General features: G+C 73.6%; 12 protein-coding genes. 5 read left to right on the top strand and 7 right to left on the bottom strand.

The window, feature by feature from the left end; all coding sequences use genetic code 11:
• Positions 1-69: 69 nt before the first annotated feature.
• Both Ae331Ps2_RS28205 and Ae331Ps2_RS28200 read left to right on the top strand, forming a co-directional pair.
• Positions 70-864, top strand: coding sequence for an MBL fold metallo-hydrolase (locus Ae331Ps2_RS28205; RefSeq protein ID WP_083702296.1), 795 nt, complete (start codon positions 70-72; stop codon positions 862-864).
• Positions 865-874: 10 nt separating this feature from the next.
• The gene (locus Ae331Ps2_RS28200; protein WP_075311537.1) at positions 875-1,360 is read left to right on the top strand and encodes a MarR family winged helix-turn-helix transcriptional regulator; all 486 of its coding nucleotides are present in this window, start codon (positions 875-877) and stop codon (positions 1,358-1,360) included.
• 42 nt (positions 1,361-1,402) lie between these two features.
• On the opposite strand, the gene Ae331Ps2_RS28195 is transcribed toward Ae331Ps2_RS28200, so the two are convergent.
• Positions 1,403-2,068: a TetR/AcrR family transcriptional regulator gene (locus Ae331Ps2_RS28195; RefSeq protein WP_075305596.1), complete on the bottom strand. Its 666-nt coding sequence runs from the start codon at positions 2,066-2,068 to the stop codon at positions 1,403-1,405.
• 97 nt (positions 2,069-2,165) lie between these two features.
• Between Ae331Ps2_RS28195 and Ae331Ps2_RS28190 the strand changes: the two genes are divergently transcribed.
• Complete coding sequence (locus tag Ae331Ps2_RS28190; protein WP_075305597.1) at positions 2,166-3,080, top strand: SDR family NAD(P)-dependent oxidoreductase; 915 nt, start codon at positions 2,166-2,168, stop codon at positions 3,078-3,080.
• A 48-nt stretch (positions 3,081-3,128) separates the two neighbouring features.
• Positions 3,129-3,332, top strand: coding sequence for a hypothetical protein (locus tag Ae331Ps2_RS28185; protein ID WP_060712618.1), 204 nt, complete (start codon positions 3,129-3,131; stop codon positions 3,330-3,332).
• Positions 3,333-3,398: 66 nt separating this feature from the next.
• Here Ae331Ps2_RS28185 and Ae331Ps2_RS28180 read toward each other — a convergent pair whose 3' ends face one another.
• From Ae331Ps2_RS28180 to Ae331Ps2_RS28165, 4 genes are read right to left on the bottom strand one after another with little or no spacing between them, the layout of a single operon-like run.
• Positions 3,399-4,385, bottom strand: a complete 987-nt coding sequence (locus Ae331Ps2_RS28180; RefSeq protein WP_170918269.1) for a cyclase family protein — start codon at positions 4,383-4,385, stop codon at positions 3,399-3,401.
• A complete protein-coding gene (locus Ae331Ps2_RS28175; RefSeq protein ID WP_075305599.1) occupies positions 4,378-4,662 on the bottom strand; it encodes a hypothetical protein in 285 nt (94 codons plus the stop codon). The genes Ae331Ps2_RS28180 and Ae331Ps2_RS28175 overlap by 8 nt, the downstream gene beginning before the upstream one ends.
• Before the next feature lie 22 nt (positions 4,663-4,684).
• Positions 4,685-6,106: a TRAP transporter large permease subunit gene (locus Ae331Ps2_RS28170; protein WP_075305600.1), complete on the bottom strand. Its 1,422-nt coding sequence runs from the start codon at positions 6,104-6,106 to the stop codon at positions 4,685-4,687.
• Positions 6,103-7,452 (bottom strand): NAD(P)-binding domain-containing protein, encoded by a 1,350-nt coding sequence (locus tag Ae331Ps2_RS28165; RefSeq protein ID WP_075305601.1) that lies wholly within the window; start codon positions 7,450-7,452, stop codon positions 6,103-6,105. Before Ae331Ps2_RS28165 ends, Ae331Ps2_RS28170 begins: the two co-directional genes overlap by 4 nt.
• 139 nt (positions 7,453-7,591) lie before the next feature.
• Here Ae331Ps2_RS28165 and Ae331Ps2_RS28160 point away from each other — a divergent pair, with 139 nt between their 5' ends.
• Positions 7,592-8,362, top strand: a complete 771-nt coding sequence (locus tag Ae331Ps2_RS28160; protein WP_170918270.1) for an IclR family transcriptional regulator — start codon at positions 7,592-7,594, stop codon at positions 8,360-8,362.
• A 10-nt stretch (positions 8,363-8,372) separates the two neighbouring features.
• Here the strand turns inward: Ae331Ps2_RS28160 and Ae331Ps2_RS28155 are convergent, their stop codons facing one another.
• Both Ae331Ps2_RS28155 and Ae331Ps2_RS33700 read right to left on the bottom strand, forming a co-directional pair.
• Complete coding sequence (locus tag Ae331Ps2_RS28155; RefSeq protein WP_075305602.1) at positions 8,373-12,467, bottom strand: Pls/PosA family non-ribosomal peptide synthetase; 4,095 nt, start codon at positions 12,465-12,467, stop codon at positions 8,373-8,375.
• A gap of 62 nt (positions 12,468-12,529) precedes the next feature.
• A partial coding sequence (locus Ae331Ps2_RS33700; protein WP_349289830.1) for a transposase family protein occupies positions 12,530-12,783 on the bottom strand: 254 nt, incomplete at its 5' end.

The raw sequence follows: 12,783 nt of genomic DNA, 5'->3' as shown, positions 1-12,783 counted from the left end.
TCTGGGACCATGGTCACGATGCCGGCGTTCTGGACCGATCCCCTCCCTGTCGCGAACCCCCCTGCCTCGATGAGGCTGTACCAGCTGCCGACGGGGACCTACCGCACCCGGGCCGCGCTCGCGGTCACCGGTGGGTCCTTCCGGGACGTGCGCGCGTTCGCCGCGACCGCCGTCCTCGTCAGCCACCCGCACGGCGATCTCCTGATCGACGCCGGCTTCGGTGCGCACGTCGGTGAGCACGTGAGGATGCTCGCCCGAGTGGAGCGGGCACCCCTCGAACTCGGCAGGACGGTCGCGCAGCAGTTCGACGACGCCGGCTACGACCGCTCCCGCCTCGCGGGTGTCCTGGTGACCCACGTGCACTGGGACCACGTCAGCGGTCTCGACTCGCTCCGGGTGCCGGTCTGGATCAACCGGGAGGAGTTGCGCTACGCGCGGAGCGACCCTCACGGAGCAGTCTTCCGCGCCGTGTCCGCGGGCCTGGAGATCCGTGAGTACGACCTCGACGGGCCCGCCCATCTCGGCTTCCCCGCGAGCTTCGACGTCCACGGAGACGGTTCGGTCGTCGTCGCCCTCGCCGCCGGGCACACCCGCGGCTCCGTCGTCGTGTTCGTGACCCTTCCCGACGGCGACCGGTACGCGTTCATCGGCGATCTGACCTGGCAGATCGACGGCATCACCCGCGGGGCCGAACGTCCCTGGCCGCTGCGGCGGATGGCCGACGTCGACGCGGACACCGTCAGGCTCGGTCTGCAGCGCAGCATCGCGCTGAGCAGGCTGATGCGGATCGTCCCCTCCCACGACGTCGGCGCCTACGACTCTCTCCCTCGGCTGACCGGCCCCGTCGCGCCCGCCGGTGCGTGAGACTGCAGTGGTGCAGCCGCCTTCCGACTCAGCGCTCCACTCGCGCCCCACCCTCGGGCCGGGGCCCGATTCCGAGCTGACCTGGCTCCTCCACCGAGCGGCGCAACGACTGCACACCGTGGTGGGGGCCGCCGCCGCGCGGCACGGACTCACCCTCCGTGACCACATCGTCCTCAGTGCGCTCCACAAGACGCAGGGGCTCACCCAGATCGAGCTCGGGCAGGCCCTGGGCGTGGACAAGACGACCATGGTCGCGGAGCTCGACCGGCTGGAGAAGGCGGGCCTGATCAGGCGAGAGGTCGACCCGCGCGACCGGCGCGCTCGCATCCCCGCACTCACCGATGCCGGCGATCGCCGTCGCGAGAAGATCGCCGTCGACGCCGCCGCCGCGGAGGAGGCCGCCGTGCAGAACATCGACCCGGCCTCGCTCACCTCCCTGCGCACCGTCCTCCACGCCATCATCACCACCGCCGACGACCCGGGATCGTGCATCTGAGCCGCGACGACCGATCGATGTCCGCGGCAGCTCCTCCGAGGCTCACGTGCGGGGCAGCGCCCCCAGGAGCGTCGTCAGCACCACGCTTCGCAGTGTCGCTCTCAGGTCGAGCTCCACGACGGCGAGTTCCGGTTCGTCCGCGTAGGCGGCGAGAACGGCGGCTGGTGGAGGAACGTAGGTCGACAGTGCTCCGGCCGACACGAGGGTCATGAAGCAGAACCGCTGTGCGCCGTCGTCGAGCTCGGGGAGGAAACGGGTCACCAGCATGCGCATGGTCGCCAACCGGGCCAGCGAGGACCGCTTGTGCCGTCGAACGACCTCCGTGGACACGTTGTGCTCCAGAACGCCGCCCTGGGCGGCGATGAGGTCGCAGAGCACGCTCTGCTCCGCCAGGGACCGACTGAGCACATCGGCGAGCCGATGCGCTCGTGTCGTCATCTCCTCCCGGCCGTCGGCGCCGGTCGCCAGCTGCTCCTCGAGTTCGGACAGCCATGCCCCGAAGAACCTGTCCAGCAGCTCGAGGAGCACCGCCTCGCGGGACTCGAAGTAGCGCAGCACGTTCGACTTCGCCAGGCCCACGCGCCGGCTGAGCTCGTTCAGCGCGAGGTCCGAGACGGGCATCTCCCGGAGCATCGCCGCAGCGGTGTCCAGGATCGCCGTCCGCCGGATCTCTCGCTGTTCCTCGCTGCGCGCTCGTTGGAACTCCACCCCGGCACCCTACTAAAGACCGCCAGTCTCTTGACAAGGGACCGGTGGTCTCCTAGCGTCTCCGGAGCAACAGACCGGCAGTCTCTTAGGGAGCGTCATGAACCAGCCCTGGACCGAACAGCACATCCCCGACCAGCACGGCCGGGTCGCCGTGGTCACCGGCGCCAACGTGGGCCTCGGCTTCGAGACGGCACGCATGCTCGCCGAACACGGAGCACGGGTCGTCCTCGCCGTACGCGACATCGAGAAGGGCCGGCAGGCCGCGGCACGCATGGGCGGGGACGTCGGCGTGCAGGCCCTCGATCTGACATCGCTGGAGTCCGTCTCCATCGCCGCCGCCGAGCTGCGCGCGACCTACCCTCGGATCGACCTTCTGATCAACAACGCCGGCGTCATGTACACACCGAAGCAGACCACCGCCGACGGCTTCGAGCTGCAGTTCGGAACGAACCATCTCGGACACTTCGCCCTCACCAACCTCCTCCTGGAGCGGCTCCTGCCCGTACCCGGCTCCCGCGTGGTCACCGTCAGCAGCACCGGCCACCGCATCCGCGCAGCGATCCACTTCGATGATCTGCAGTGGGAACGCTCGTACAGCCGCTCCGCCGCGTACGGCCAGTCCAAGCTCGCGAACCTGATGTTCACCTACGAGCTGCAACGACGACTTGCCCCCCACGGCACGACGCTCGCCGTCGCCGCCCACCCCGGCGTGTCCAACACCGAACTCGCCCGGAACACACCCGCGGCACTGCGTGTGCCCATGGGATGGCTGGCACCACTGCTCACACAGACACCCGAGATGGGCGCGCTCCCCACCGTCCGCGCCGCAACGGATCCCGGCGTACTCGGCGGGCAGTACTACGGCCCCGGCGGCCGAGGCGAGATCCGCGGATACCCGACGCTCGTCTCCTCCAGCGATGCCTCGCACGACCATGCGGTACAGCAGCGGCTGTGGACCGTGTCGGAGGAGCTCACCGGGGTGAGCTTCCCCGTGGCGGCGGCAGGTCGCTGAACCCGACCACACCGGCGTCACCGGGCTGCCCTCGGTAGGCTCGCGGTCATGTCCGGAGCGACCGTGAACGACCCCATCGCCGAGCTCGTCGCGTGCCGGGACTGCGGCCGGGACTGCCTGCTGCAGGTCGCGGACCTCTGCGCCGACTGCATCGCCAGGATCGGCACCGCCGCCGACGACGCCGACTACCGCGCCTGGCGGACGGAGAACGAGCGCCGTGTGGTCACCGGGGAGCTGACCGGCGCGATCTGACCGGCGCGATCCGACCGAGGCGATCCGACCGGGGCGATCCGACCGCCCCGGTACGTCCCGCTCCGGTCAGCGGATCGCGGTCGCGTTCGGTGGCGAGCCGACGCCCCCGACGAGGTGCAGCGGCTTGACCACCGTCAACGACGTCCAGCCGCCCCCGGCGCGGCTGTCGGCGACCAGCGCGTCGAGGTTCCACAGCTCGTCCAGGACCACGCCGAGCTTGGCGATGAGCTCCTGGTGCATCATCCCGGCGTCCTCGGGGGCGGTCCCGGTGAACGGGCTGCCCGGGTCCACCGGCAGCACCTCGACGGCGAAGGTGTCGGTCGCGAACACCGCGACCCGGTGGTCCCAGATCCAGCGCGGCAGCTCGTGCGACTGGCGGAACCCCGTGGCGCGGCGCGCGGACCGGACCTCGGCGCGCAGCTCGTCGTCGGCGTCGAGGAACCAGCGGGCCCAGCCGGTGTGGACCAGGACGAGATCGCCCGGCCGGACCTGCTCGCCCTGGCGCGCCAGCGCACGGTCCAGGACGTCGGCGTCGAGCGCGGGCCCGGCCCGGTGGTCCAGCGGGGTGCCCTCCTCGGCGAGCAGCCCCGCCACGTCGATCAGCAGCCCGCGCCCGACGATCGGCTTCTCCGCCCAGCGCTGCACGCCCAGGGCGGGGCCGCCCGCGACGATCGCCGCGTCGGGGACGCCGTCGTAGAAGCCGTACCCGGACGCCCGCCGGTGCCGCAGACCGTCGACCTGCGACGTGGCCTGCAGGTAGAACCCGTGCAGCACGTCGTCGCGGGCCTGCGCGTGGGCGGAGAGGATCTCGTGTCGGGGCGCGGACCGGGCCCGCGCCATCGGCGGGTCGAACGCGTCGAGGGCGTGGTCGAGGCCGAACACGGCGCCGCGGGTGACCACCGCGGCGCTGGCCCGGACCTCGTCGGCGCCGGCGAAGTTGGCGGTGCCGCGCTCGGGATCGGTGGTGAAGACGCCCCAGCTCGCCCCGGGCGGACGGCGCCCGGCCAGCTCGGCGTGGGTGGGCACCTCCCACCGGGGCGGCGGCTCAGTCATCGTCGGCCACGTCGTCGCCGTGGCCGGGGCCCTGCCAGTAGGACAGGACGAACGACAGCAGGCCCGCCGCGGAGGCGCCGCCGAAGGCGTAGGGCGCCATCGTCCTCGCCCAGGCCCGGGCGGCGGTCGCGTCGCCGAGGCCGAGCAGTGCGGTCTGGCCCACCACGATCACCAGGCCGGCGAGCAGGAAGAACACCACCGTCAGGGCGAACAGGAACGTCGTGACCTTCGCCGCGGTACCGGTGGCGGGGTCGGAAGAGATCGTCGTCGAACTCATGGGTGTCTCCGATACGGGCGGGTCAGACCGGGAGCAGGCCGGTCGCGATCAGGACGCCGATCCCGAGGATCGGCAGGCAGTAGTACGTGAGCAGCGGGACGAACGTCTTCACCGGGTCGACGCGGGCGATGCCGGCGGCGACGTAGATCGGTGCCCCGGACGGCGGTGAGGCACCCTCGGTGGAGGCGAACACGAGCACCGCGGCGTCGGCGACCGGGGCGGGGATGCCCGCCCCGGCGAGCGCGATCACCGCGACCGGCCCGACCGCGGCCATGGTGGCGCTCGCGGTCAGCGGGATCGCGATGGCGACAATGATGACGCCGATCGCGATGGCCATGATCCAGCCGGGTGCGTCCAGCCCGGCGAGCACCGACTCGAGCTGCTCGGCGAGCCCGAGCTCGCCCAGCAGGTTCGCCGCGGAGAACGCCGCGACGATGGTGATGCCGATGACGCCGAAGGACGGCGCGGCCTTGCCGATCGCGGTCCACCAGCCCGAGGTGGTGCGGGGCAGGTGCTTCCGGCCGAGCACGAGGACCAGCACGATCATCAGCACCGGGATCCAGGTGATCAGGCTGATCACGTCGGGCATCGTGTACGGCTGGGCGGCCAGGGTGGTGCCGTCGGCCAGCTCGACCGGCTTCTTCATCGCGTCGGAGACACCGGAGTAGGAGCCGAGCGCGTCGGCGACCGGACCCCGGGTGAGCAGCAAGGGCACGAGGATCGGCCCGAACAGCAGCAGCGAGGTCCACCCGGAGCGCAGGCTGCGCCCGAACGGGATCCGGTCCTCGGCGGCGATCGGCTGGATGCCGTTGCGGCGCACGAGGAACCACGAGAGGACGAACCGGTAGCCCAGGCACCAGAGTCCGGCGATCGCGAGCGGCTTCACGATCTCGTCGGGCTGCATGACGCCCTGCGCGGCCAGCCCGCCGACCAGGATGAACATGGTGGCCGAGAAGGGGAAGGTGACGCCCATGCCGGCACCACCGGCGACGACGGTCGCGGCCAGCTCGGGCCGCACCCCCGAGCGCTTCATCCACGGCACCGTGACCGAGCCGACCGCCGCGGTGACCGCGGCGCCGACGTGGGCGATGGCACCGAAGATGCCGCCGGCCGCGGTGGCGGTGTAGACCGGCCCTCCGCGCAGCCGCCCGAGCACCGAGTTGAGCAGGTCGATCAGCTTGTCCAGGACCGGGGTGCGGGTCAGCAGGTAGGACATGAACACGAACGCCAGACCGGCGAAGGTGACCTCCTCCTGCAGCGCGTCCAGCACCGATCCGGAGATGGCCGACCAGGCCGATCCGCCGTCGACGGTGCCGCCGAACAGGACGAACGCACAGACGGCCACGAACCCGAGGATCATGGCCTCGCCGATGTTGCGCTTGAACACCGCGTTCCAGACGATGATCACGCCGACGAACGCGACCAGCGCCCACACGGCTGTCATCGGGCCGGCTCCGCGAGGATCGCGGCACGGCGGCCGGCCTCGTCGGCCTCGACCGCGCGGCCGCCCAGCAGGCTCGCCGCGGCCTCGGCGGCCGGGACGACGATGACGCCGTCGTCGTCGCCGACGATCAGGTCACCGGGGTGCACCACGACACCGCCGACGGCCACCGGCACGTCGACCTGGCCGGGGCCGTTCTTGTAGGGGCCGGCCGGGATGACCGCACGGGCCCAGGCGGAGAAGCCGATCTTCTCCAGCTCGACGACGTCGCGCAGGGCGCCGTCGACGACGATCCCGGCCACGCCACGCTTCTTCGCCCGCTCGGCCATGAGCTCGCCGAGCAGCGCGCGGGTGGTGTCGCCGTGCCCGTTCACGACGAGGACGTCCCCGGCCCGGCAGCGGTCGAGCGCCCGGTGCAGGGCCAGGTTGTCCCCGGCGCGGACCCACACGGTGCGGGCGCGGCCCACCGCGCGGACACCGCGCCAGAGCGCGTGGATGCCGCCGTCCATCATGCCCATACGCTCGCGGGCGTCGCCGATGTTGGCCACCGCCAGTCCGGCGTAGGCCGCCAGCAGGTCGTCGCCGGGGGCGAGGGCGGCGTCGGCGCGGTCGCGGTGCAGCTCGGCCGCCGCCGAGATCATGACCGGCCGCACGCCGAGGGAGTCCAGCAGCTCGGCCGACGCCACGGACTCGGCGGCCCGGCGGTCGGCGTGCTTGAGGGTGCCGTCGTGCAGGCGCTCGGTGGTCTCGTGACCGCCGGCGAGGGCGTCCGCGATCTGGCCACGCACCCAGTCCTCGGCGTCCGCGGCCGCGCCGGCGGCCACCGACTCGACGATCAGCGCGCCGAGGCCCTTCATGAAGCTGCTGCGCAGCAGCTTGCGCACCGAGGCCGCTCCCGGCTCGCCGCCGATGTCCTCGACCGGCGCGCCCAGGGCACGGAAGACCTCCGCGGCCCGCGCCGACGCCACGCCGCTGACCACGACACCGGTCGCGGCACCGTGCTCGGGCACCGAGCCGACGACCGCCACGTCGGCGAAGCGGTGCGGGCCGACGAGCTCGGCCGTCGCCCGCTTGGCGTCGGGGGCCATCGAGTTCATGTCGACGAACACCGCTCCGGGGGGCAGGTGCGCGGCGACCGACTCGGCCGCGGACCGGGCGACCTTCCCGCCGACCAGGCTCAGGACGAGCTCGGCGTCCCGCACGGCCTCGGCGGGGGAGTCGGCCCGCCGCGCGCCGTCGGGGGTCGCGGTGTTCGCGGGGTCGTACCCGGTCACGTCCCAGCCGCGGGCCACGAGCCCCGCCGCGTAGAGCGCCCCGGCCTCGCCGAGTCCCAGCACTGTCGTACGCACGCTGCCTCCTTGCAGGTTTACCGCAGAGTGATAAGCACTCTCGCACTATGGAGAGTGTGTGCACGGAGCGGTAATCTGTCAACGGGCGATGTGTCGGACGCTGAGCGCGGCCTACCACTGTGTGAGAATCGCGGGTGTGGTGGCGGAGAGCAGTGAGCAGGCCCGGGGCGAGCGGTCCACCTCGACCATGCGGTCGCTGGCGCGCGCGATCGACGTGTTGGAGGTCCTCGACGACGCCCGTCAGCCGCTGCGCCTCACCGAGATCGCCCGGCGGGCCGGGCTGCCCGTGGCGACCGCCCAGCGGATCCTCACCGTGCTGGAGGCACGCGACCGGGTCGAGCGCGACAGCACCGGCTACCGGCCCGGCGTCGCCCTGACCTTCGGGGCGCACGCCTACCTGGCGACGAACCCGTTGCTGCGCGCGGCGAGCCCGGTGCTGCTCGACCTGGCGGCCGAGACAGGCCTGACGGCGTCGCTGTTCCGCGAGTACCGGGACACCCGGGTGGTGCTCACCCGGGCACACGGGATCCGCCGGCTGCGCTACGAGCTCCCGATCGGGGCCCGGCTGCCGCTGCACGTCGGTGCCGGGAAGGTGCTTCTCGCCCAGCGCCGCCCCGAGGACGTGACGGCGGTGCTGGCCCGGGCGGCCGAGGCGGGGGAGCAGGTCGACGAGGTTGCCCTGGCCGCCGACCTCGACGGCATCCGCGAGCGTGGCTACTCGGTGGCGCGCGGCGAGCGGGAGCCCGGCGTCGCCAGCGTCGCGGCGGCGGTGCCCCTGGGCGGGGAGGTGCGCGCCGCGGTGCAGGTCGCCGGGTACATCGACGACATCCCGGAGGACCGCACCGCGGCGCTGGGCACGGAGGTCCGGCGGGCCGCCCTGGCGATCGGGCGGTCGCTGCCCGAGCCCTGAGCGGCCGTGGTCAGCCCGCCGGGACCGGCGCCGCCGTGCCCCGCGCCGGGGCGCCCGGGACCGTGGTGACCGGGACCGTGGTGACCGGGACGGTGGTGACCGGCGCCGCCGGGTTCCCGCCCCAGACGCCGCCCGCGCCGACGCGCTCGCCCTTCATCAGGAACGAGTCCGGGGCCAGCACCGCACCGTCGCCGACGACCGTGTCGTAGTGGACGAACACCCCGGCACCGAGCACACAGCCGTCGCCGATCCGGATGTGGTCGGCCTTGAAGACGCCGTCCTCCATCGAGTGCGCCTGCAGGATCACCCCGGCACCGAGCACGGTGTCGTCGCCGATCGCGACCAGGGTCTTCTCGCTGATCGCGGCGCCGTCGTCGAACACCCGACGGCCCACCCGGACCCCGAGCAGCCGCCAGACGAGTGGCTTGAGCGGGGTGCCGTTGAGCAGCGACGGCTGGATGCTCAGCTTCCAGAACCGCTCGTGCCACCAGAAGTAGCGGTCGTAGATCGAGCAGTGCTGCGGCTGCAACCGCCGGAACCCGGTCGCCGCCCGTTCGACGAGCACGCCGACGGCCAGGTCGGCGAGCCCACCGGCCAGGGCGCCGCCGGCGATCGCGAGCGGGCCCGCGGTCGCCAGGAAACCCGCCGCCACCAGCCCGACGGTCAGCAGCACGTGCAGCCGTACCCAGGTGACCAGCAGGAACAGCGCCATCGTGGCCAGGTTGTGCCGGTCCTTCGCGGCGAGCCTGCGGCGCAGCCGCTCCCCGGTGACGGCGAGCCGCGGGTCCTCGGGGCGGGCCCGGGGGATCTCGAACGCGGGCGAGCCGAGCAGGCCGACGTCGCGCCGGCGCGGCCCGTCGGTGGGGATCATGGTCTTGGTGCCGACCAGGCAGCCGTCGCCGATCCGGTCGCCGGCCGGGACGGTCAGGACGTTGCCGAGGAAGCAGTCCGCGCCGAGACCGACCGGCACGGTCCGGAACGAGGTGCTGGTGAACTCCGCGGTCCGCAGGAACACCCCGTCGGAGAGCATCGTGTTCGGCCCGATCGTCACCAGGTTCGGCACCTCGTGGGCGATGTCGGCACCGACGTTCGAGCCGGTCTGGCCGCCGCGGGCGATCCGGTAGCCGATCCGCCGCAGGTAGCCGACGACGAAGGAGCTGTCCCCGAACAGCTGGACGAACAGCGGCACGTTGCTCAGCCGCGCGACCGTGCGGTGGCACCAGTACGCGGCGCCGTAGAGCCGGTGCACGCGGCCGGGTCGCAGCAGCGGCCAGAGCAGCCGCGGCACCAGGGTGACCACCAGTAGACCGGCCACCAGCGCGGCGGCACCCGCGGCCAGCGACAGTCCGAGCCCGAGCGGGCTCACCGCCAGAGCGAGCAGGTCGCCGGGGTCGCGCCCGTCGACCAGCGCGGTGACCCGCGGCCCGTCGTCCAGCACGGCGACGGCGAGGGTCACCGTCGCGGGCCCGGCCAGGAACAGGGTGAGCAGCTGGACGGTCGCGAACACCGCCCGGCGGGCGGTCGAGCAGCGGGCCGGATCCGGGCCGCGGAAGTCCGACGTCGTCGGGACGGCCGGTGAGCCGTGCGCACGGGTGCCGTCGGGGATCCGGGCGCCCCGCGGCAGCGACGACGCGTGCCCCAGCTGGGCGTCGTCGCCGACGACGCTGTCGATGTCGAGGACGGTCGCGTCGGACACGACCGCGCCGCGGCCGATCGTGACCGGCCCGGTGACGATCCGGCCGCGCTCCACCCGGTAGCCGGTGAACGAGCTGCGCGACCGGACGACCGCGCCGTCGCCGATGGAGATCAGGTCGGTGCAGACTGGGACGGTGCGGGAGAACACGACCGCCCCGCGCCCCACCCGGGCCCCGAGCGCGCGCAGGTGCAGCAGGTAGAGCGGTGAGCCGGCGAACAGCACCATCGGGCTGGTCCGCACCAGCGTGGCGACGACCCAGAACCGCAGGTGCGCCGCGCTCCACAGTGGGATCTCCCCGGCCCGCCAGCGCCCGACGAGCAGCCACTTCGCCAGCACCGGCACGAGCGTGAGCAGCAGGAACGTCGCGACGAGCGCGGCGCCGGACCGCTCGAACAGGTCGAGCAGGCCGGTCGCGAGGTCCATCCACTCGATGTCGGCCCAGGCGACCACGGCGCCGGCGGCCAGACCGAGCAGCAGCACGAGCACCTGCACCGTCCCGCACAGGAGGTGCCGCGCCCGGCCCACCGGCGGGGGAGCGGCGGGGGCGACGGCCGGTGTCGTGCCGACGGTGCCGGGCCCGGTCCGGTCGAGCAGCGCGGCGAGCGAGCGCACCGTGGGGTGCTGGTAGAGCACCCGCATCCCGACCGGGCAGGACGGCCCGCGCCGGTGGCGGACGAGCGCCGCGAACTGGGCGAGCGCGAGGGAGTCCGCACGTAGGTCGTCGACCAGGTGGCTCTGCACGGACACCTCGGCGAGCCCCAGGGACTCCCCGAGCAGCGCCGCGAGCTCGGCCTCGGTCGCCGTCGCCGGTGCGACGACCGGTGCCGACGACGCCGTGCCCCGCCCGCTCGGCGCGGGCAGCGCCGCCCGGTCGACCTTGCCGCTGGTCGTGGTCGGCAGGGCGGGCAGGTGCTCGTAGCAGGCGGGGACCATGTGCGCGGGCAGTCGCGCCCGCAGCCCGGCGGCGACCTCGTGGTCGTCGATGCGCAGGCCGGGACCGGTGCAGTAGTAGGCGACCAGCTCCGGCACCGAGGGCCGCACCTCGTGCACGGTCACCGCGGCGGCGGCGATGCCGGGCAGGTCGGCGAGCACCGACTCGATCTCGGAGAGCTCGACGCGGAACCCGCGGATCTTGACCTGACCGTCGGCCCGGCCGACGAAGCTCAGTCCCTCCGGGGCGGCCCGCACGAGGTCGCCGCTGCGGTAGGCCCGCTGCGGGCCGAGCGCGGGGACCGGGGAGAAGCGGTCGCGGTCCAGGTAGCGGGCGGTGCCGACACCGGCGATCACCAGCTCACCGACCTCACCGGACCCGACCGGCGCGCCCGTCGCCGGGTCGAGGACCGCGAGCCGCCACCCCGCGAGCGGCAGCCCGATGCGGACGGGGCCGTCCTCGGTCAGCCGGGCGGCGCAGGAGACGACGGTGGCCTCGGTGGGGCCGTAGGTGTTCCAGACCTCCGGGCAGGCCCGGGCCAGCCGGTGTGCCAGCGGCTCGGAGCACGCCTCGCCACCCAGGATCAGCAGCCGGACCGCGCGGAGCTGCTCGGCGGTCCACAGCGCCGCCAGCGTCGGCACGGTCGAGACGACGGTGATCCCCAGCTCGACGAGCCGGTCCCCGAACTCGGCGCCGGAGCGTACGAGCGCGCGCGGCACCGGGACCAGACAGGCACCGTGCCGCCAGGCCAGCCACATCTCCTCGCAGGAGGCGTCGAAGGCGACCGACAGCCCGGCGAGGACCCGGTCGCCGGGGCCGAGCGGACGGTCCCGGGCGAACAGGCGGGCCTCGGCGTCGACGAACGCGGCGGCGCTGCGGTGGGTGACCGCGACGCCCTTGGGCGTGCCGGTGGAGCCGGAGGTGAAGATGACCCAGGCGTCGTCGCGGACGTCCGGGCCGCGCGAGGGGACGCGGCGCGGGTGCACCGGCCCGGGCACGATCCGCCCGCCGGCCTCGACCACGGCACACACCGCGGCCTCGGTGAACACGGTGCGTGCGCGCTCGTGCGGGTCGTCGGCGTCGACCGGGACGTAGGCGGCGCCGCGGCGCAGGACCGCGAGGATCGCCACGTACAGGTGCGGGGTGCCCGACGGCACCCGGATCCCGACCCGGTCGCCGCGGCCGACCCCGCAGGCGGCGAGCCGGGCGGCGGTCCGCTCGACGGCCGCCCGCAGCCCTGCGTAGTCGAGCCGGACTCCGCCGGTGTCCAGGGCCGGGGCGTGCGGGTGGTCGGCGACGGTGCGGGTGAAGACGTCCCACAGCGTGCGGGGCGGCGCGGGGGGTGCGCCGGTCAGGACGCTCCCGTGGGTCGCGTGCCGTCCCGGCGCCGCGGGCAGGCGGACGGTGACCCCGCCGAACGGGTCCCGCGGCGGGGAGCCCGGCCGCAGGGGAATCGTGCCGGGACCGAACTGCGACACCGAAGCCCTCCAGAAACGTCGTCGAACGGCCGGAGACTGAGGTGTTCTCAGTAGCGGGTTGATCATGTCGTGCGGTCGTACTCGGTGTGGAGTAGTACGAGCGCAGCTGCGGTGATCGCGCCGGTGCGCCAGGGACATAGCGTGACTCGCCGCAACGCGGCGAAGGTGGTCTTGAGCAGGGCGTTTCCGCGTTCGGCCAGAGCACGAAGGGCTGAGTGCAGGGTGTTGACGGTGCGCTGGTTGACCGTCTGCCCGCGGCCGGGGGCGAGTTTGATGGGCACGGTGAGCCGGTCGGCTTCGCCTTCGTAGCCGAGGT

Origin of the sequence: Pseudonocardia sp. Ae331_Ps2 (genome assembly GCF_001932405.1) — a bacterium.
Classification (GTDB): Bacteria; Actinomycetota; Actinomycetes; order Mycobacteriales; family Pseudonocardiaceae; genus Pseudonocardia.
The sequence above is the reverse complement of the archived record's forward strand: the minus strand, read 5'-3'. Positions and strand labels throughout refer to the sequence as shown.